This window comes from Variibacter gotjawalensis (assembly GCF_002355335.1).
Classification (GTDB): domain Bacteria; phylum Pseudomonadota; class Alphaproteobacteria; order Rhizobiales; family Xanthobacteraceae; genus Variibacter; species Variibacter gotjawalensis.
In genome coordinates this window covers 1,667,077-1,685,843 of the sequence record NZ_AP014946.1, presented here as the reverse complement: position 1 = coordinate 1,685,843, position 18,767 = coordinate 1,667,077, and the positions used below count along the sequence as shown (strand labels likewise).

At 60.9% G+C, this 18,767-nt stretch carries 16 protein-coding genes; 2 read left to right on the top strand and 14 right to left on the bottom strand.

The genetic code is table 11. The features are described from left to right. Position 1 precedes the first annotated feature (1 nt). Genes GJW30_RS08165 through GJW30_RS08150 form a run of 4 tightly spaced genes read right to left on the bottom strand, consistent with a single transcriptional unit; the run spans position 2 to position 4,231 of the window. Positions 2 to 1,294 (bottom strand): extracellular solute-binding protein, encoded by a 1,293-nt coding sequence (locus GJW30_RS08165; RefSeq protein ID WP_096354032.1) that lies wholly within the window; start codon positions 1,292 to 1,294, stop codon positions 2 to 4. A 14-nt stretch (positions 1,295 to 1,308) separates the two neighbouring features. After that, positions 1,309 to 2,139: a carbohydrate ABC transporter permease gene (locus GJW30_RS08160; protein WP_096354029.1), complete on the bottom strand. Its 831-nt coding sequence runs from the start codon at positions 2,137 to 2,139 to the stop codon at positions 1,309 to 1,311. Between the two features lie 3 nt (positions 2,140 to 2,142). Further along, positions 2,143 to 3,072 carry a carbohydrate ABC transporter permease gene (locus GJW30_RS08155; RefSeq protein WP_096354026.1) on the bottom strand — a complete coding sequence of 310 codons (930 nt, stop codon included), beginning with the start codon at positions 3,070 to 3,072 and terminating at the stop codon, positions 2,143 to 2,145. Next, positions 3,065 to 4,231, bottom strand: a complete 1,167-nt coding sequence (locus GJW30_RS08150; RefSeq protein WP_096354023.1) for an ABC transporter ATP-binding protein — start codon at positions 4,229 to 4,231, stop codon at positions 3,065 to 3,067. The genes GJW30_RS08155 and GJW30_RS08150 overlap by 8 nt, the downstream gene beginning before the upstream one ends. A gap of 133 nt (positions 4,232 to 4,364) precedes the next feature. On the opposite strand from GJW30_RS08150, the gene GJW30_RS08145 reads away from it, so the two are divergent. Beyond that, positions 4,365 to 5,090 carry an HAD-IIA family hydrolase gene (locus tag GJW30_RS08145; RefSeq protein WP_096354020.1) on the top strand — a complete coding sequence of 242 codons (726 nt, stop codon included), beginning with the start codon at positions 4,365 to 4,367 and terminating at the stop codon, positions 5,088 to 5,090. Further along, positions 5,087 to 5,995, top strand: coding sequence for a MurR/RpiR family transcriptional regulator (locus GJW30_RS08140; RefSeq protein WP_245408690.1), 909 nt, complete (start codon positions 5,087 to 5,089; stop codon positions 5,993 to 5,995). The genes GJW30_RS08145 and GJW30_RS08140 overlap by 4 nt, the downstream gene beginning before the upstream one ends. Positions 5,996 to 6,010: 15 nt before the next feature. Here the strand turns inward: GJW30_RS08140 and GJW30_RS08135 are convergent, their stop codons facing one another. The 10 genes from GJW30_RS08135 to GJW30_RS08095 form a co-directional block, all read right to left on the bottom strand. Continuing rightward, entirely contained in the window at positions 6,011 to 6,205 is a 195-nt protein-coding gene (locus GJW30_RS08135) for a hypothetical protein (RefSeq protein WP_096354017.1), read from the bottom strand. Between the two features lie 610 nt (positions 6,206 to 6,815). Next, complete coding sequence (locus GJW30_RS08130) at positions 6,816 to 7,322, bottom strand: hypothetical protein (protein WP_096354014.1); 507 nt, start codon at positions 7,320 to 7,322, stop codon at positions 6,816 to 6,818. A gap of 116 nt (positions 7,323 to 7,438) precedes the next feature. Beyond that, positions 7,439 to 8,356, bottom strand: coding sequence for a carbon-nitrogen hydrolase family protein (locus GJW30_RS08125; RefSeq protein WP_197703780.1), 918 nt, complete (start codon positions 8,354 to 8,356; stop codon positions 7,439 to 7,441). A 105-nt stretch (positions 8,357 to 8,461) separates the two neighbouring features. Then, positions 8,462 to 9,445: a C45 family autoproteolytic acyltransferase/hydrolase gene (locus tag GJW30_RS08120; RefSeq protein ID WP_096354012.1), complete on the bottom strand. Its 984-nt coding sequence runs from the start codon at positions 9,443 to 9,445 to the stop codon at positions 8,462 to 8,464. A gap of 17 nt (positions 9,446 to 9,462) precedes the next feature. Next, positions 9,463 to 10,917: a biotin carboxylase gene (locus tag GJW30_RS08115; RefSeq protein ID WP_096354009.1), complete on the bottom strand. Its 1,455-nt coding sequence runs from the start codon at positions 10,915 to 10,917 to the stop codon at positions 9,463 to 9,465. A 101-nt stretch (positions 10,918 to 11,018) separates the two neighbouring features. Continuing rightward, on the bottom strand, positions 11,019 to 13,802 hold the full coding sequence (locus GJW30_RS08110) for an aminotransferase class I/II-fold pyridoxal phosphate-dependent enzyme (RefSeq protein WP_096358725.1): 2,784 nt from the start codon (positions 13,800 to 13,802) through the stop codon (positions 11,019 to 11,021). 278 nt (positions 13,803 to 14,080) lie between these two features. Then, positions 14,081 to 14,716 (bottom strand): HD domain-containing protein, encoded by a 636-nt coding sequence (locus GJW30_RS08105; protein WP_157746713.1) that lies wholly within the window; start codon positions 14,714 to 14,716, stop codon positions 14,081 to 14,083. Beyond that, positions 14,713 to 15,228, bottom strand: coding sequence for a hypothetical protein (locus GJW30_RS22595; protein ID WP_157746712.1), 516 nt, complete (start codon positions 15,226 to 15,228; stop codon positions 14,713 to 14,715). Before GJW30_RS22595 ends, GJW30_RS08105 begins: the two co-directional genes overlap by 4 nt. A gap of 214 nt (positions 15,229 to 15,442) precedes the next feature. Next, a complete protein-coding gene (locus GJW30_RS08100) occupies positions 15,443 to 16,390 on the bottom strand; it encodes a Csu type fimbrial protein (protein WP_096354003.1) in 948 nt (315 codons plus the stop codon). Then, positions 16,381 to 18,717: a fimbria/pilus outer membrane usher protein gene (locus GJW30_RS08095; protein ID WP_130364805.1), complete on the bottom strand. Its 2,337-nt coding sequence runs from the start codon at positions 18,715 to 18,717 to the stop codon at positions 16,381 to 16,383. The genes GJW30_RS08100 and GJW30_RS08095 overlap by 10 nt, the downstream gene beginning before the upstream one ends. Positions 18,718 to 18,767: the final 50 nt, after the last annotated feature.

Here is an 18,767-nt window from a genome sequence, read left to right as displayed (position 1 = left end):
CTTACGATGCGCGCTTCGGAAGCATGGCCTGCACGGCAGCGCCCATCTTCGTCAACGTCTCTTCCGGCTCACCGCGCTTTGCGACCACTGTCTGCAGATGATCGTTGATCACGTCGGTAATCCGCAACGCATTCTGGCCTGGGAATGCGTACCAGCCCGTGATGACGTCCTGCTGGCCGATCGAGACCATGTGGTTCGGATTGTCGCGATAGAACTTTGCCAGCAAATCATCGCGCTGCGCAGGCACGGTCGTCGCCGGCATGTAGCCTGTCGCATTGACCATCATTGTCGCGCCGACCGGCCCCGTGGCAAACTTGATGAACTCCCAGGCTGCCTTCTGCTTGCGCTCGTCTTTGGCGAACATCATCGCGACATTGCCGCCGGCCGGAAGGCGCGCGTTCGGTGCCGACCGCGGATAGCGGCCGCAAACAAGCTTAAACCGTCCGCCGATCTCGCGATTGTAGCGGCCGAGCTGCGCAGTCGACTGCATCGAGATGCCCATACGGCCCGCGAACATGTCTTGGAACATTGTATCCGGCTTGATGTCCGGCATTTTTCCTTCGTCGAGGAACTGGCGGATCACACGGATCGAGCGAACGCCCGGCTCGTCCGTGAACGCGACTTTGGACTCGTCGGCGTTGAGCATCGTGCCGCCATGGGAGAGTACCAAGCCCTGCCACGACCAATTGCCCGTGATGGTCCAGTCGAAGAACATGCCGGTCTGGTTTTTCGCCGGATCGTGAATGGCCGCGGCGAGCTTGGCGACCTCTCCCCAGGTTTCCGGCAATTTATCCGGATTGCCCCCGGCCGCCTTCACGAGATCCGCATTGTAGTAGAGGACCGGCGTCGACAGCGCGAAACCGATGCCGGTCTGCTTGCCCCCGACCTGACCGAGCGACAATAGCGCCGGCGAGAAGCCGAGTTCCTTCGTCTGAGCGTCGGCATCCATGAACGGCTTCAGATCGACCGGGATGCGGCGCTCGTCGAGCGTTCGCTGGCGGTTGAGGCCATGAAACGCGACGTCGGGAAGCTGACTCGTGACGGCGTCGCGCAAGTTCCGCTGCATAATTTCTTCGTAGCCGAGTTCCGGCGCGCGCAGCGTGACCTTGATGTTCGGGTTCTGCGCCATGAAGTCGCGCGCCGTGTTCTCCATCAGATCTTTGAAGAGAACAGGAATCGAGTATTGGACCGAAATCTCGGTCGTTGCCGACTGAGCCGTGACGATACGCGGAGCAGCGATGAGTCCGCCGACAGCGGCAGAGCTTGCGAGAAAACGACGGCGATCGATGCGCATGGGCTTTTTCCCTTTTATTTGACCGACGTCATGGTGACGCCGTCGATGAACCAGCGTTGAGCGAAGAGGAAAGCGATAACGAGAGGCGCGTTGACGACGACGGCTGCGGCCATCAACAAGTTGTAGTTCGTGCCCGACTCGGCATTGGCGAAGAAGACGACTCCGAGCGGCGGTGTCGCGAGGTGCTGCGACTGAACGACGATCAAAGGCCAGAAGAACTCGTTCCAGTTCCAGACGAAGGAGAGAATGCCGAATGAGACCAGCGCGGGAATCGCCGTCGGCAACATGATGCGCCAGACAATCGCGAATTCGCTCAAGCCATCGAGCCGGGCCGCATGCAGCAGATCATCCGGCACCGCGCGGAAGAATTGCCGCATCAAGAAAATGCCGAATACCGAGATCGTCGACGGAAGGATGATCGCGCCATATGTATCGAGCAGCCCGAGCTTCCACAGCAGTATGTAGAGCGGGATCGCAGTGACTTGTGGCGGGATCAGCAATCCAAGCAGCACCAGCGCGAACGTGGTCTCGCGGCCGCGCCAGCGGAGCTTCGCAAACGCATAAGCACATGGCACCGCGATCAAGGCCTGCGCGGCGAAAATACAAATGCCGACGAATATTCCGTTGAACAGGTAGCGCGCTAGCGGTTGCCGGGTGAAGGCGGCCGTATAATTTTCGACCGCGTTCCATGTCGACGGCAAGAGCGAGAATGTCGGCGAAAACACATCGCCAGGCGCTTTGAGACTGATCGATATCATCAGCGCGAACGGCGCAAGCATCAGCACCGCGCCTATGCCGAGCAGCATATGACGCAAAGCGGATAGGGCGAACGGGCCATGCTTCATGGATCAGCCGTAGTGCGCGCGCCGCTCAAGCACTTTGACTTGAATGAGCGTCAGCAGAAGGACGAAGGCGAGGAACACGCAGGTGATGGCCGCGGCGTAAGCGGAACGGAGGAAGCTGAAACCTTCCTGGTACATCTGATACAGCAACACACTGGTCGATTTGTTCGGACCGCCATCGGTCAGTACCGCGACTGTGTCGAAGACTTGGAACGATCGGATAGCCGTGATCGAGACGACGAAAACGGTTGCGGGTCCGAGCATCGGCCATGTGATCCGCATGAAGCGATCGATCGGATTGTCGATACCGTCGACGGCTGCCGCTTCGTAGAGCTCTTTTGGGATCGCCTTCAGCCCTGCGATAAACAACACCATGTTGAGACCAACCGCCTGCCAGATGCCGATGATGCCGAGCGCGTAGAGCGCAGTCTGTGGATTGGCGAGCCAGTCGGTGCCTTTGATCCCAACAAGACCGAGCGTGAGATTGATCGCGCCGGACGTCGGATGAAATGCGAACTGGAACACGAACGCCATGGCGATCAATGTCGAAGTGACCGGGAGGAAAAACGCCGCTCGGTAGAAGCCCTTGAGGCTCGTTCCAGCTTCGATCAGCAGCGCAACGCCAAGCCCAACCGCCACCGAGAGCGGCACCGTGAAAGCCACGTAGATCAGCGTGTTCCACAACGACTTCCAGAACACCTCATCGCCGAGCAGCTCGCGATAGTTCGCAAGGCCAGCCCATGCGATATCGGGCGCGCCGAATTGCCAGTCGCTGAACGAAAGCGCGAAAACGACAAGCGCAGGCCCAAGCAACAATAGCCAAATCAACGCAATGCCCGGCCCCGCCAACGACCACGCGGCAAGTTGCTCGGCAATCTCGCCGGGCCGAAGACGATACGTTCGCTTAGAGACGGCGGGCAGCGCGACGTCAACCATTGCACACCTCGCTGAGATGTGGCGTTCGCACCGGAACAGCGAGACGCTTACCGTCGCGATCGAAGATCAAGATGTGTTCGGATTCGACCGACAGTGTAACGCTTGCGCCGATCACGAAGCCCGCTCCGGTGCGCGGATCGACGCGCGCGATAATGGGCTTGGCCGCCTCGGCGACGCGCACATGCACAAGCGTTTCCGAACCCAGCATCTCGCGGTGCTGCACGACGCCGGTGAGGCTCAGCGCACGATGCCCTCCGCCAATCGACCAACTCTCCGGCCGAATGCCGATCGTTGCCTCGCCTGCGGCAGCGCCTTCGGCGAAGCCGAACCAGCGATGGCCGAAGATTTCCAAGGAGTTATCATCGCGGACACGCGCAGGAAGCAGATTGATTTCCGGAGTGCCGACAAAGCGCGCGACTTCCAGCGTCGCCGGGCTATCGTAGATCTGTTGCGGCGGGCCGATCTGAAGCAATTTTCCACCAAGCATCACGGCAACGCGATCCGACATCGTCATCGCTTCGACTTGATCGTGGGTGACGTAAACAAACGTCGTGCCGAGCTTGCGATGAAGCTCGGCGATCTCGGCACGCGCCTGGACGCGTAGCTTCGCGTCGAGATTCGATAACGGCTCATCCATCAGAAATGCTTTGGGATTGCGCACCATAGCGCGCGCAAGAGCGACACGCTGACGCTGTCCACCTGAGAGCTGCGCGGGCCGGCGACCGCCCAGGTGCTTGATGCCCAGCGCCTCAGACACTGCCGCGACATCGGCATCGATGCCGGCGCGCGCCTGGCGCGATCCCGGAACGAAGCGGCCGACAAGCGGAAGCCGTTGAGCAAAAGACATACGCCGCATCGTCAGCGGCAAGGCGACATTCTGCGCGACCGTCATGTACGGATAGAGCGCGTAAGACTGAAACACCATTGCGACATCGCGGTCTTTCGGCCGCAACGTATCGACATTGACGCCGCCAATCGCAACGTCTCCGCTATCCTGGCTTTCGAGGCCCGCTATGATGCGCAACAACGTCGTCTTGCCGCAGCCCGACGGGCCGACGAGCGTCAGGAATTCGCCGTCACGAATGTCGACGCTGACGCGATCGAGGACGGGGGTGTCTCCGAAGGATTTTGTTACTTCATGTGCGGTGATGCCCGCCATGCCAGTCTCCTTGCTTGAAGAAGGAGTGGCAGGGTTTCATGACGCTCATATGAATTAAGCTCAGAATAGTTTTCTTGTGTTCTGAGACTTTTTCAGTCAACGATCTGCTGCTGATTTGCGCAGACCGCCCAAGATGAATTCGATCGACAAAAGTTCGTATCTCATAGACCTCGATGGCACGCTCGTCAGCGCGGGCAAAGTTCTGCCGGGCGCGAAAGCTCTCTTGAAGTGTCTCGGCGAACGCTATGTCGTCGTTTCCAACAATGCCGAACACACGCCCGCGCAGCTATCGCGTCATCTTCTCAAGATCGGTCTGACAATTCCCGAAGAGCGAATCATCCTCGCCGGGACTGTCGCCATCGAAATGCTTGCGCGTGAAAAACCTCGCTGCCGCGTGCTCTTGCTCGCGAGCGCCGCGTTGCAACGCTATGCGACTCATTGCGGACTTTCGGTTGTTCGCGACTCGGCCGATGTCGTGCTGGTCGGGCGCGATCGCCTATTCAACTACGAAAAGCTCGAGCGTGCTGCGAATGCGGTTCGCGCCGGCGCTGAACTCGTTGTCGCCAACCCCGATCTCGTTCATCCCGGTCGTGCCGGCCGCGTCGTGCCGGAGAGCGGCGCGCTGATGCGTGCGATATTGGCGTGCACCGGGCCGGTGAATGTTCGCGTTGTCGGAAAACCTGAAGCCGAGTTGTTCCGCCGTGGGATCGCGAGACTTGGAGCCGAAGGCCGCCCAGTCGCCGTCATAGGCGACAATCCGGATACCGACGGCGCCGGTGCGCACAGGCTCGGTCTCGAGTTCGTTTCGGCTTCACGCGGGCTCGTCGCCGCAATGCCTTTTCTTGAGGACCATTCGTGACCAAGACGACAAAGAAGCCGCAAGCCAAATCGAAGGCTGCGAGGGCGCTCGCTCCGCGCGAACAAGCAAGCGTGCGCGAGCGGCTTCAAGTCATCCTGCCGAATCTGCCGCCGGCTGCGGCACGCATCGCACGCTTCATCGTCGACCATGCGGCCGACGTCGTCCATATGTCGGTGACGGAAGTTGCCGAGAAAGCAGAAGCGAGCGAAGGCAGCGTCGTCGCTTTGTGCCAACAATTGGGTGCGCGCGGCTTCCAGCAAATCAAGATCGGTTTGGCACGCGATCTCGTTCAACCGGTTCAGTTCATTCACGAGGACGTCGCGCGCAACGACCGCGCCGATACCGTCATCGAGAAGATGTTTCGCAGCGGCATCCTCGCGCTTGAGGACACGATGCGTGTACTCGACCCTGCGGCGCTGCAGAAGGCGGTCGATATCATCGTGGCTGCGCGGAGTGTCGAAGTCTACGGTGTGGGCAGCGCAGCGCCCATCGCGGAGGATGCTAACTATCGGCTCCTGCGCATCGGCATTGCATCCAAGGTCGTCACGGACTCACACGTGCAAGCCATCAGCGCTTCGTTGACCGGCAAACATACGGCCGTGCTGACGGTGTCTCATTCGGGCAGCACGCATGAGACGGTCACGTCGACGCGTCTCGCGCGCGAAGCAGGCGCGCGAACGATCTGCATCACCAACTATGGTAAGTCGCCCATCCAAAGCCACGCCGACGTCGTGCTCTACACGATGGCGCGCGAGACGCGTTTTCGCACCGAAGCGATGACAAGCCGCATCGCGCAACTCGCGATCGTCGATGCGCTGATTGCAGCGGTCGCGTTAGCGACTTACGACAAGGCAGTCACCACGATTGCGCGAACATCCGAGATTTTGTCTTTGAAGCGGATTTGATCGCTCGCCGGTGCGTTAGATCGTGCGGTCAGACGGGTCTTCATCGAGAAGTTTCACGCCAGCATCGTAGCCCTGGTCGCGCAGCCAGAAGACGTACCGGTTCGCCTTTTGCACGGCGTCGACGCGAGGCACATTGTCAGCGATCAGGGCGTTGCCCTGCTGCACGCACCAGCCGCTGCCGCGCGGAAAAACCTCGATCACGATTGTCATGGACAGCGCGTTTAGTATGGCCCGTTGTCATAAAACAGCCCATCCGGATGCTCGCAATCTGCGACAGTGTGTCGTCGCCATAACGCTCAGGCAGATAGAAGACAAAGAAAATCCGCCCCGATCTTGCGACCGGCGCGGCAGGTGTCCGAAACCGGTTTGGCATTAGATCCGCATGGAGATGATCGGCCGGAACGCTCCTGCCAACTATTCACGATCGCCAGAAAATATTGCCGATCGGCAAGGCAATGTCGTTTCTCACCCCTAATGGCAAGTTACCCGGCAGGATCGGTTGCGGCGCAGGCAGTGGCCGATGGCGAGGGACCTTGCCCGGTCGTAACTCGAGCTGCGTCCGAACCACCAGCCGTTCGAGTCGGGGCCGGAGGCGCGGCAATACCATGCCGAGGCTTCGCTGCTGAGGCTGACGAACATGAACGTCGCGAACGCGAATGCGGCTAGCCATTTCATTGTCGTAACTCCTTCCGAGTGTGTCCAAAAGGAGAGACGAGATCGGCTCACCGATCCGGACAGGCGCGCAGAAAAAATTAGCGCCTGTCACGAATGATGTTTCGGCATGCCGTGAAGAGTTACGCCGCGGCGCGCGTGCGATTGATCAAGCGTCGTTCGGCGCTTTACCTGTCTCGACATCTAAACCGCCGAGCAACTTAGCGGACGAAGCCACCGTGGCTGTATAAGACGCTCGCAGTAGTGTGGCATTGAGCAGCGCGATTTCGAAATCCAAGACAAGCACATTCTCTTCTTGCCCGGTCGATGCGAACTGAGTCAGCTCACGTGAAACAGCGACGGAGTCGATTGACACAAGATTGGACTCATCGTCTTGGTCAGATGACCCCGCGATGCTCATTGTTACAGCCACATCGAACAGCGCATCGAACTCATCGTACCGTCGCAACACAAGGGGCAGTGCCGGAATGAAGCTCCGGCATCGATAGCGTCGCAACGTACCATCCCCCTCCGATACATTCAGAAGAATTAGGTCCGCATAAAATTCTACCGATGCAGGTGATGTCTCGCCGGTTGTCAAATCCGGCACAGCAGTGGTGATCCTAACGATCGTGGGGTTTTCGACGTTTTCGATAGGGATCAGAATCGTTGCCATGGCTATTCCGCCTTCCGGTCGCTGCGATATTTCGCACGGCCGAATTTAGATCAGGCGACTAAAGCTTTCACAATAGCTTTCTTGGAAGCCGTTTAAAGCCAACGGCGCAACGATCGTCACGAGTAGCGCTTGCGCATAGTCCGCAGCGGGCCGAGGCTGTCGAGATACGTGGACGCGCCGTTGTTCTGGTACGTGTCCAGCAGGACAGCTTTGTCACGGAACGACTTGAGCACCTGGCCGAGACCGTTGGCGCCTTCGCGGCGCACCTGGCGGACGAGCCCGAGGTCGATGTTGATCGGGAATATCTCGGCGGCTTGACCGCATTGATGCACGATGCGGCCGGTCGGATCGGCGACGAGCGAGCGGCCGACGCCGCCGGCGTCGAGCCCGTTCACGTCGACGACGTAGCAACTGAACATCACGGCGGTCGCCTGCACGATGGCGATCTCGGCGCTGCGATCGGTCGTGCCGGTGAGGACCGGATGGATCAGCACCTCGACGCCACGCGAGGTCAGCGTCCGCGTCGTTTCCGGAAACCAGATGTCGTAGCAGATGCTCAAGCCGAAGCGGCCGACGTGCGGCACGTCGAAGACGAGGAAATCCGTGCCGCTCGCGACGCCCGCTTCGAACGGCAAGAACGGGAACATCTTGTCGTAGCGGCCGACGATCGTGCCTTCCGGATTGATGACGATCGAGTGGTTATATGTTTTACCGTCGCGCACAACGAAGTAACTGCCGGGAATGACCCAGATGCGATGCTTGGCAGCGAGCGCTTGGAACACGGCTTCGTCTGCACTCGGATCGTGGGCCGCGCAGGCGTGCAGCGGGCCGTGCGGCGCAAGCTCGCTGAAGACCACCATGTCGACACCCGGATAGATCGCGACGGTCTTTTCGAGTTGCACGGTCATCGCGGAAACATTCTGCCCGCGCACCGGCACAGGCATTTGGATGCCGGCAATCAAGAACCGCGTGTTGTCGCGGGGGAACAACTCTTCTTGCCACGCGGCGTGCCCAACGATCGGTTGGCCTGACATAGTTCAAATCCTTGGAGCTACAATCCGTAGCGTCAAACACGAGCGACGCACGTCATAGCTTCGTTGTTGTGTGTCGACGGGACGATCCCGGCAGCGCGAGCCACCTCAAGCGACCGGGCTTTCGTCCATGAAGCGGATGGTGCGCACGCCCTCTTGGACATGCGAGCACGCGTGTCGCCAGCTCTGGCCCGGCCAGATCAATTCGACCGATGCGTCCTGCGGGCGATAGAAAGCCGTGTAGAGCGTGCCGTAACCGTGTCCGTAAGATGTCTGGTAGACAGGCGGCTGGAGGAAGGCTGCGAGAACGCCTTGCGGGTCGCTGCTCAGGGCGACGGCCTGATCCAGCGCAGCGGCGCGCTCGACGGTTCGCGTCGTCTCGGCATGGCGCTGCCACTCGACGCGACGCTGATGATTGGTGGAAACGCGCCGTTCGAGCACTTCGGCCGGGCGATCCGGATTGACGTAGACGGTTGCGTGATTGCCGCCTGCGTCGAGCAACGCGACGGAATACGACATGTGCACCGGCACGCGCCGGAGGATCGCGATTGCCTCCGCGGTGTTGGTGGCGAATTCCAGCACGTAGCGCAGCACGATCGGGATGCCGAAGCCGTCGCCCGCCTCGGTGCGGCCACCGAACGAGAGCGAAACGCAGAGCCCATTCTCGTTCACGCCGTCGAGCGCGCCCCACAGGCAATCCACCATCGCGACGACGCGCTTGCCGTTGAAGCGTGAGCCGAGCACCGTGCCTTCGAACAGGCGCGGGCTATAATCGTAGTTGCGGATCAGCGCCGGGGTCGCTCCGCCGACGAGAGCCTGCGAGCAACCGCCGACATAAACCGGCGGGCACCACATCGACAGAAACCGCGCCTCGAGATCGCCGCCGCCGGCTGCCGCGACGATCGCCTCATAGGCCGGGAGCAATTCCGGCATATGCTCGCGCAGCGCCTTGAGGCTTGCGAGGTAAGTCGGGCGAGAGCGGACACCGTCGCGGATGAACCAACGGCTATAGGCGTGCCAATGACGATCGAACACCCGGCGCCATTTCGCGCCGGGCATGTCTTCGTCGATGGCTTCGAACAGCAGGTCCATTCGCTTCGCGGTTCCGCTTAGAGGATCTTGAAGGAGCCGGCGGTTGGCGCTTCTTCGCGCTGCGGTTCGAGTAAAGGCTTCGATGCATAAAGACGCTTGATGCCTTTGATCCAGTTCCGCGCGCGGTCGTTGAGATCGAAGTCGTTATTCATCGATCGGCCGCGCGTGATCAGGATGCCAAGATCGGCACCCTCGTAGCGATAGTCGCCCGGCCCCGTGATGCGCAGGAAAAACGCCTCGCTCTCCGACTCGATTGCGCTGCGATGGTAGTCGAAGCGATCGTACGACACCGAGCCGTCGTCGGCCATGCGGTAGATACCGGTCGGCGGCGCATGCGTGACGATGTCGACGATATCCTCTGTCGCCTTGATCACGAGCTGCGACCAGGAGTCGATAAAGTCCTCCTGGGCCCAGCGATTGTTGAGTTCCTCGACATCGATCTTGTAGTCGATGCCCGAGAATTCCATGAGGTGGAAGAGGAATAACGGCGCATCGGCGTAAGCGAAGGCTGCGTGATTGGTCATCGAGCTGGCGCCACAGATGCGCGGGTTGAGCTCGCCGAGATAAACCTCGTCGTCTTCCTCGTCGATGAGGAAGTCGAGATCGAAGTAGCCGCGATAGCCCTCTTCGGTCAGCTGATTGCCGAAGCGGTAAGCCATGTCGCGCGCCTTCTGCCGGATCGTCTCCGAGAATGCGCCCGGGAAGATTTCGTTGCCGCACCAGCCGCCCTTGTAGGGCGTGAGTTCCTTGCGGCCGACGACCTCGGTGAGAAGCGGTCCGACAAGCGTGCCGGATCGTGTCGCGCAGGCTTCCATCGTGGCGCCGCGGCACTTGATCCGTTTCATGATTTTGACTTCATCGTCCGCCGCGATCTCCTCGGCGTGCTTGGTGTAATCGTCTTCGCTCGAGATGAAGAATGTCGTGTGGCCGGAGTCACCGAACGCCGTCTGAACAACCAGATCGGTGCCGAGATTGGCTGCTTCGGCGGCCGCGATCAGCTCTTCGTAGGTCTTCGCCGATGCGAGCGTGTTCGGCACCGACTGCACACCCGCCTTGTTGCCGATGCGCACGGTTTCCATCTTGTTGTCGCAGCGCTGGCGAAGCGAGGCCTTTGGGAACCAGACCTCGATGCCGAGCTCTTCGCAAATCTCCTCGGTCTTCTCATCGAACATCAGGAACGCTGCGGCGGCGCGGCCGCCGCGCTTCTTGATGTGATCGATAACTTCCTTGTGCTGCAGCAGATAGTTGTTGATGTCCTCGATGCTCTCGAACTGATCGTGCGGAATTTCCGACGGCACGAAGACGTTCGGGTGACGCCCATCGAAACAATCGATGTAGTTGATGAACTTGAAGTTGCTGACCCACTCGTCGATGCCGAGGAGATTGAAGTTCGTCGCCGAGATGAAATAGATCGGCTTCTCGTTCCGATGCATCGTGACGCGCAGATCGGCAATGTTGGAAATTGTCTTCATTGGAAAAAACGTGGCCCCATCGACTTGGGTTTATGTTGATTGATTAAAGCAACGACGGAGCCCGCGGACCGCGAGCCCCGTCGCTTGAAACTCAGAATGCCCTACGCGGCGTCCTTACCCTGCACGACCACAAGGCGCGGTTTCGTTTGAGCGGCCGCGGCTAACGCGGCTTCGCTGAAAATGCGGAAGCCGAGTTCGGGACGGAAGCCGTGGATCTCGCGCACGTCGAGCTTGGTCATGAACTCCAAGATCTCGGCGCTGATCACCTGCCCCGGCACCAAAATCGGGAAGCCGGGCGGATACGGAATGACGAATAGAGCCGAGACAAGCTCTCGGCCGGCTTTAATCAAGTCCGCCGCTTCCGCCATGCCGACGTATTCGCAGTTGTGATCGTCATAGGAGAGGAAGAACGCGCTGCGGATGTTTCCGTCGCGCGTGGTGCTTGCAGCGCCGCGTTCGCGGAACGCGTCGTGGAAGCTCGAAAAGTCAGGCAACGGCGGATGTTCGTGCGTGAGGGAACGCACTTTCTTTTCATGGATTCGGCGCTCGATCCCGCTCATGTCCGCGATGCGCTGATCGGCTTCACGCGCGATCTTCACCAGCACTTCGATCAGATACGCCACGGACGAGCGCGTGCTGCCGATGTTGGTCATGAACAGCACGGTGTTGCGCGACGTCTTGTTGATCTGAATGCCGTATTTGTCCATCAGCTCCTTGTTCTTGAACGTGTCGCCGTCGAGACCGGTCGCGCCGATAGCGAGCGTCGCGCGAGTCGGGTCGAGCGCGAACTCATCGTCGCGCCACGCTGCCTCGAAATTGTCCCAGCCGGTTTCGTTGCAGAAATAGGAGTCGACCGTGGACGTCCGATATTCGGACGGCACGAGTTCCGACACGCAAAGGAAGTGGAAATAGCGGCTGAGCAGCGGGTGATTGGTGACTTGATCGCGCAGACTTTGCGCGAGTTCGAGCTGGCGCTGCACCATCTCGTAGCCTTCGAGTTCGACCTGACGGCGGCCGACATCGAGCGACGCCAGGATCTGGTAGTTCGGCGACGTCGAGGTGTGCGTCATATAGGCCTCGTGGAAGGCCTCCTCGGTCTTGTCGCGGAAATCCTGATCCCAGATGTGGATCATCGAGCCCTGGCGCAGCGACGTCAGCGTCTTGTGCGTCGACTGCGTCGCGTAAACGCGGATGCGGGCCTTGGCCGGATCCGGAATGAGACGCGTGTTGAGGAGAGCCTCGTCGTCGTCCCAATCGAAGTCGGCGCTGAACTCGGCAAAGCGCTTCGCGTATTCGGGATCCTTGAACGTCTCGGTGAGGCGCGCGGCCGTCGCCATGCCGGTGCGCTGGCGGTAGACCGGGTGGCAGCGCGCGAACGCGAACCAGGCTTCGTCCCACAGGAAGACGAGATCAGGCTTGATCGCCAAGCATTCCATCATGACGCGCTCGACGTCGTAGACGATGCCGTCGAACGTACAGTTGGTCAGCAGCACCATGCGGACGCGATCGAGCGTGCCTGCCTTCTTGAAGCTGAGCAGCGTCTCCTTGATGTGGCGGATCGGCACCGCGCCATACATCGAGTAGTTATCGAGCGGATACGAATCGAGATACGCGACCTGTGCACCGGCCAGCACCAGGCCGTAGTGGTGCGACTTGTGACAGTTGCGATCGACCAGGACGATATCGTCCGGCCGCACCAGCGCCTGCACGACGACCTTATTGCAGGTCGAGGTTCCGTTGGTTGCCAGATACGTGCGGCGGGCGCCGAAAGCGCGCGCGGCGTATTCCTGCGCCACCTTCAGCGGGCCGACAGGGTCGAGCAGCGAGTCGAGGCCGCCCGACGTGGCGGACGTCTCGGCCATGAAGAGGTTCATGCCGTAGAACTGCGAGAGATCGCCGATCCAGCTCGAATTCAGGATCGATTTGCCGCGGGCGAGCGGCAAGGCGTGGAAGACGCCGGTCGGCTGCTTGGCATATTCACGGAGCGCGTCGAAGAACGGCGCCTGGTGGCGCTCGCCGACGCCCTGGATGATCGAGTCGTAAAGTTCGACGTGGTCTTCCTCGCCGAGGAAGACCCGCTTGAACACTTCGCCGGCGCTCGCCGCGATGTCTTCGACTTTCACGTCAGTCACGAGGTAGAGGTCGAGTTCCGGACGGAGCTTGGCGATCTCTCGGCCGAGACGCGGGCCACGCTCGAATTCCGGCAACTTCTCGATATTCGCATCCAGACCGTCGAGAAAACGGCGCAGCAAAGCATTGTGGTAGATCGAGCGGTGCGGGAAGCCGTTGCGGATCACCACGGCCTGAATGTTGAAATTAACGAGCGTCGCGATCAGTGCGTCTTCGAAGCTCGGAACCACGACAATGTCGAAGATAAAGGCGTCGTCGACGCGGCGCTTACGCTGCACGCGGCGGCGGATCGCGCTTTCCTCACTGCCCGACAGTTCGTCGACAACCAGAACCTCGAAATACGGCCGCGTCAGTTGCGCCAGGCGCTCGGCGTCCGTCTCGATCTGCGACGGCAGCTCGCCATCACCCTCGAGCGAACCGGCGTCGTGCCGATAGGTCCGCGCAACCAACACGCGATGGATGCGGCGCGCCGTCTGGTGAGCCCGCGCAAATTCGCTACGATCGATCCAGGTGCTCAATTCGCTGAAAACACGGCCGCCCGGAAAGGCAAAATAGCTCTCGATAGGCGCCAAAGCTGCGACCAGCTCGCGGACGCGCTGGAAGCGGCTTTCGCGGTCGGCCGCATCGGCCGGCAGGATCGCGAGTTGACTGAGATGATCGACGAGATCGATCCAGCCTTCCGAACGCGTATCCCAAATGCTGCGATGGCGGCTGGACGGCGCTTGCTGAGCTTCGCTCGAGGTTTGGGCAATCATGGACATTCCTAATGGCTTTGACGTGAATGCAAATCGTAGAAATCACTCTCAGAAATCATTCGCCGAAGCGCGCGCCATCGCCCCGCCTCCGTCGATAGGAGGCCGCGCTGGCGAAGCCTGACGCCATCAGCCTCGCCGGTCGAAATTGACCGGCGACAGCCTTTGTATTTTTTCTGTATGTTTGCTGGCCGTGCGGTGTAACGCAACGTACCGTCGGTTGTGCCGACGGCAATCGTTGCTAGCGCACGTGGTGGTGAGGCGAGGCGTTAGACGCCGGCTCAGCTTGCCAGCGGCAAAACCTGCTCGGCGCGCTCGACAGCGTCGATAGCTGTGGCGAGGACACGGTGATCGGCGAAGAACAAAACGCCGATCATGTCGCGGCATTCGCGCGCGTAAACGTCAGCCAGGCCTTGCGGGTTGTGCACAACGACGGCCTGGATCTCGCTAATCATCTCGGCAGCCTTGATCGTCTGCGCTTCGCCGCTGGCCACGGCCATACGCTCGCGGTCCGTCTCTTTCCTGAAGCGACGCGGACCGCTGTCCAGCGGCGAGTCCGTCACCTCGGTCGCCAGAAGCGCGACATCGGAACCGAACAATTCTCCAAGGGTCGATGCGTCAACGCCGCACAGCGCGATGACGTCGTGCAACCAAGCTGCCGCGACAGCTTCGTCGCGGAGACCGGCGGATGCAACGATGGAGGCGACTTCGGCAAGATGATCCGAATACGGCCGGTTCGTCAGGCCCCACTTCTGGAAGCGGTGCGCATACTCGGCGAAGTTGGCAGCCTGCTCGACCAACGGCGAGAACGCCGGGTGGCCGCGGTCGCGGCGAGCCCAGTCATCGTGCTCGTCGATAGGGTCGTTGCGCCCGTCCGCTGCGAGCGGAACGGACGTCAATAGCCAGGGCAGGTTCACGCGTCGACGAGGGGTTCGGCCGCGGACATTTCGGCTTTGAGAATCTTCGCGCGATTGCAGGTCAGCGCATACTGTTCCCAGGCCGCGCGCCAGCAATGGAAGTTCGTGATCAAAGCCGCGGTGACATTCTCGAGGCGATCGAGCGATTCAAGATTGCCGTCGAATGCTGCGCCGACTTGGTCCGGCATCTCGGCGTCGTTGAGCGACGCCGTGAGTGCATTGGCGGAGCTCGTCAGCATGGCAACCGATGCGGCGAGTTCGCCGTAGACTGCGTCGCGCGCTTTCTCCATCGCGCGCAAAGCTTGACGGCGCTGCTCGAGCATTCGGATTTCGGCACCGAGAAGGCGCGATTTCTTTTCCAGCAGATTGTGAACATCGGTCGCGCTTTCGAACTGCGGGAAATTCTCCGATGCAGTTGCGACTGCGTAGAGGCCAGCGCTGAGACCCAAAGGCTGTGTCTGGGGCGCCTTAGCGACCGGAAGGTCGTTGGCAGTAACGGAAGTGCTTGGCATCTTTTTGATACTCACTAACTGTTTTCTTGGCCGCTTCCATGACAACCGTAGCAAGCTTAGTTGTATTGTGACAACCTATGTTAAAAGCTTGCTAATCTTGAGGTTAATCCGTTTACCCTTGTTGGTGGTGTTTACCCGCTAGATCACTGATCTTCTGCGACAATTTTGCGCAATACTGTGCCAGAATGAAACACATCGGAACACTTTAGACCAACTAATAATTGATCGTGGCAACGACCGTATCTTGATAACCCCCTGGCGAAGGCGTCGCCTGCGGAGCGACGCGACCGAAAATCTGTGCCGGCTGTGCGAAACCACTGCCGGTGCCGGATACAGTGTTAGTGCCGTTGGTCGATCCCCACGGCAGCGATCGCGCGTTGTCGCGATAGAGGCCGTAAAGAACGAACTCCAGCCCTTTCATCATTTTGCGTTGCGTCGGGTTGGTTGCGCCCTGCAGGCCGCCGTTGAGTCCGATCCAATACGGCGTCGTGTTGGTGCAGGTCGATGACAAAGCGGATGCCTGATCGATGTTTGTCAGCAGCAATCCGTTCGAACCGAAATTGATGTTCCCCGCGCTGACGCGGCATGTCTTAGGCACATTGGCTGTCGCCGTAAATGTAGTCGAGGACGTCGTCGTCAACAGCGAACAGCCAAGTAGTCCCGACAGCAGTCCGTAGCGAATGCTGGCTTCGAGGCCCGTAAAAGTACTCGCATAGAGGAGCGGCAATGCCGTTTGTTGGCCAGCGTAGAGCCGAGCATAAAGCGTTCTCGTTTGGGTGCCGCTGTTCATGTCGATGAAAACATCTGTGCCGCCACCGGCGGGCCATCGGCTCGACCCCCACGGCACGGTACGCCCCGGATCGCTGAACAGCCCATAGTTCAGCGAGTTCGCACCGTTGATCATGCGCCGGTTGGCCGCGTTCGTTCCGCCGCCTGTGCCGGCACCGATATCGATACAGACTCGCACGCCGAGCAAAGTAGAGCAGGTCACGCTGACAGTTGCCTGCACGTCGATGACTGTGTTCAGCGTCACGTCGACATCGCCAAACGCAACGTTGGTTATCGACACAGAACACGATTGCGCCTGCGCAATCGGCGCGGCGATGAAGCAGAGCGCTAAGACAACGCCGACGAGCATCGCGATGCGGCGGATCACTGACATGCGATCGGCCCGATCGTTGCGATTGCGTCTGCTTGCGGAGCGAACGGGAATGTCGCCGTGCACGTCGCCGGATCGAGATTGACCGTCACGGCGTTGGCCGGCTGAAGTTTCGAGATGTAAGCGCGGCCGTCATAACCGACGACGAAACCCTCGCCTTCCGCGGTCGTGCCGCGAAGCCCTGCGGCGAGTGGCTTTCCGTCCTGGCCATTCAGGATCACGATGGCGGACGGCGTCGTCGCTTTGACGCCGAAATCGACGACGACGCCCGAGCGGTCGCGCGGCGCGACATATTCCTGCGTGGTGTCGACGGCGGCCGTAAGCGGCAAGTTCGTCGTGTCGATGGCGACTTTGTTGTTCTGATATGCACGCAGTCCGGCGACGAGCGCCTTGCCGTCGGAGCCGGATTGCGCGACGCGCCGGTTGTCGAAGAGCACGTCGACATTCGGGGCGCCCGCGTTGACGATCGCGAAGGCGTCGTCGATACGATTGCCGAAGAAGACGCTGCCGCCCGCGACGACCACCGAGCCTTCGAGTTGGCCGGTGCCGTAAAGTCCGTTCGGCGTCTGCATCGCGGTCGCAGTGATCTGGCCGTTGTTGCCTCGATAGCCGAGCGCGACGAGGCGCTGCTGCTGGACGCGCGCGCCTTCGGTGTCGCGGATGCGATAGCCGAAACTGCCCGGCTCTTGCCGCAGCGGCTTGGTGATTTCGGAGCCGACCGTCACGCCGTCCGGCCCCGCGTTCACACCCGACGATACGATCACGTCGCGCGTCAGGCTTTCGGGGAGATTACGGTTCAGCACATCGGCGTTGAGCGGAAACGACACACCCGCGAAGACGCTCAGGTTTCGCGGTCGCGAGACGTCCGTGAACGCCGTGGCGAAGAACGATCCGTTGTAGGGCAGCGGGCGCGTATAGGTCGCGCTGACGATGTTGTTGGTCTCGCCAAGCGCCTGTTGCAGGTGCACGTAGCTCAAGTTGACCGAGCCCTTAATCGCGGCGACCGGCATGCCGATCGAAATGCGGTCAACCGCTTTGGGCGGGCGAAACGAATTGAGCGTGGCGGACAGCCCGCCAAGGTAGCCTTGGCTGGACGCGGCAACTTGCGACGCGCCGAACAGCAACGGCTGCGCGGTAACGGACGCAAGGTCCTCATAGTCGCCGATGGTGCGCAACGTGGAGGCGTAGAAGGAGACACCCCAGATGCGTGTCTCGAACGATGCGAAGACTTGGCCGCCGTAGCGGCCTTCATGCCAGCTGCCGGCACCGGCGACATTGAAGAGTGCGAGGTTCGAAACCGCGAAAGCGGCGCCGAGGCCGCCATTGGCAAGGCCCCTCGTCCCCTCCCCGTGCGCCTGCACGGTGAAGAAATCCGTCACGCCATAACGCCCGCTGGCGGAGCCCGCGAGCTCGCCGGAATAGAGGTCCGAGTATGTGCCGTAATAGAGGCGCGGAAAGCCCACCTCGACCGAGAAGTCATGCAGGCCGCCACGCAAAAGGTCCGGCGAGACGAAAAACGGCAGAGACTGCTCGCTCGTATTGCCGGATGCATCGCGCACGACAACCCGTGCCGTGCCGTTACCGCCGACAATCGGCACGTTGGTCAAACGAAACGGGCCCGCGTTGACGTCCTGCGATACGGTGCGCACGTTGTTGACGTAGACGTCGACCGTCGTCGGCACGGCCGCGCTGCCGCTGACACTCGGCAGCGGCAACGTCACGAGGTCCGGGCGGACGGCGAAATTGCGCTGCATCTGAAAGCCGCCCATGCGGATCGGACGCGTCCACGCCAGCGCGCCGGAGATCGTGTCGCCGGCGCGATAGGTGATGAGCGATTTTGTGTCTGTGTAAGTCCACGCGGTCTCGAGGCGTACGGCCGATGCGCGATTGTCGTAGAGCGCGTTCGAGGTCACGAGCGCGGTTTGCGAGAGCACGCCGAGCGGTCCGTAAACGCGCGCGTCGAACGAAGCCGACGCGCCTTGATAGAGCCAGCCGACCGATTGATCGCGTCCGGCCGCGCCGAACAGCGAATAATTGAGCACCGCGCCCGTGCCGCTGGCACCGACCGGCGCGGGGCCGGTCGCCGAGCCGCGCAGATTGTACTCCGTGGCGATGCGGCCCGTATCCGCCACCGTGAAATCGATCGACTGTCCCGGCTCGTCGAAGCGGTAGGTCAGGCCGGGGAGATCGCTGAGCGCGACATCGTCTTCCGCCGCGAAGCGGTCCGGCACTTTGAGGCCGAGGCCTTCGAGTTCGCGGCGCTTGGCCGTCAGCGAACCATCGCGGCGCTGGAAAAAACTGCCGATCAATTCGAGCTTGCGACCAGCCATACTGGCTTCGAGCTGCAGGGCCCGCTCCTGAATCGCTTGAGCCAAGACCG

What these genes read in the sequence shown, in the direction of transcription:
- GJW30_RS08165 (WP_096354032.1), bottom strand. Translation starts at nt 1,294, where the DNA reads ATGCGCATCGATCGCCGTCGTTTTCTCGCAAGCTCTGCCGCTGTCGGC.
- GJW30_RS08160 (WP_096354029.1), bottom strand. Translation starts at nt 2,139, where the DNA reads ATGAAGCATGGCCCGTTCGCCCTATCCGCTTTGCGTCATATGCTGCTC.
- GJW30_RS08155 (WP_096354026.1), bottom strand. Translation starts at nt 3,072, where the DNA reads ATGGTTGACGTCGCGCTGCCCGCCGTCTCTAAGCGAACGTATCGTCTT.
- GJW30_RS08150 (WP_096354023.1), bottom strand. Translation starts at nt 4,231, where the DNA reads ATGGCGGGCATCACCGCACATGAAGTAACAAAATCCTTCGGAGACACC.
- GJW30_RS08145 (WP_096354020.1), top strand. Translation starts at nt 4,365, where the DNA reads ATGAATTCGATCGACAAAAGTTCGTATCTCATAGACCTCGATGGCACG.
- GJW30_RS08135 (WP_096354017.1), bottom strand. Translation starts at nt 6,205, where the DNA reads ATGACAATCGTGATCGAGGTTTTTCCGCGCGGCAGCGGCTGGTGCGTG.
- GJW30_RS08130 (WP_096354014.1), bottom strand. Translation starts at nt 7,322, where the DNA reads ATGGCAACGATTCTGATCCCTATCGAAAACGTCGAAAACCCCACGATC.
- GJW30_RS08125 (WP_197703780.1), bottom strand. Translation starts at nt 8,356, where the DNA reads ATGTCAGGCCAACCGATCGTTGGGCACGCCGCGTGGCAAGAAGAGTTG.
- GJW30_RS08120 (WP_096354012.1), bottom strand. Translation starts at nt 9,445, where the DNA reads ATGGACCTGCTGTTCGAAGCCATCGACGAAGACATGCCCGGCGCGAAA.
- GJW30_RS08115 (WP_096354009.1), bottom strand. Translation starts at nt 10,917, where the DNA reads ATGAAGACAATTTCCAACATTGCCGATCTGCGCGTCACGATGCATCGG.
- GJW30_RS08110 (WP_096358725.1), bottom strand. Translation starts at nt 13,802, where the DNA reads ATGATTGCCCAAACCTCGAGCGAAGCTCAGCAAGCGCCGTCCAGCCGC.
- GJW30_RS22595 (WP_157746712.1), bottom strand. Translation starts at nt 15,228, where the DNA reads ATGCCAAGCACTTCCGTTACTGCCAACGACCTTCCGGTCGCTAAGGCG.
- GJW30_RS08100 (WP_096354003.1), bottom strand. Translation starts at nt 16,390, where the DNA reads ATGTCAGTGATCCGCCGCATCGCGATGCTCGTCGGCGTTGTCTTAGCG.
- GJW30_RS08095 (WP_130364805.1), bottom strand. Translation starts at nt 18,717, where the DNA reads ATGGCTGGTCGCAAGCTCGAATTGATCGGCAGTTTTTTCCAGCGCCGC.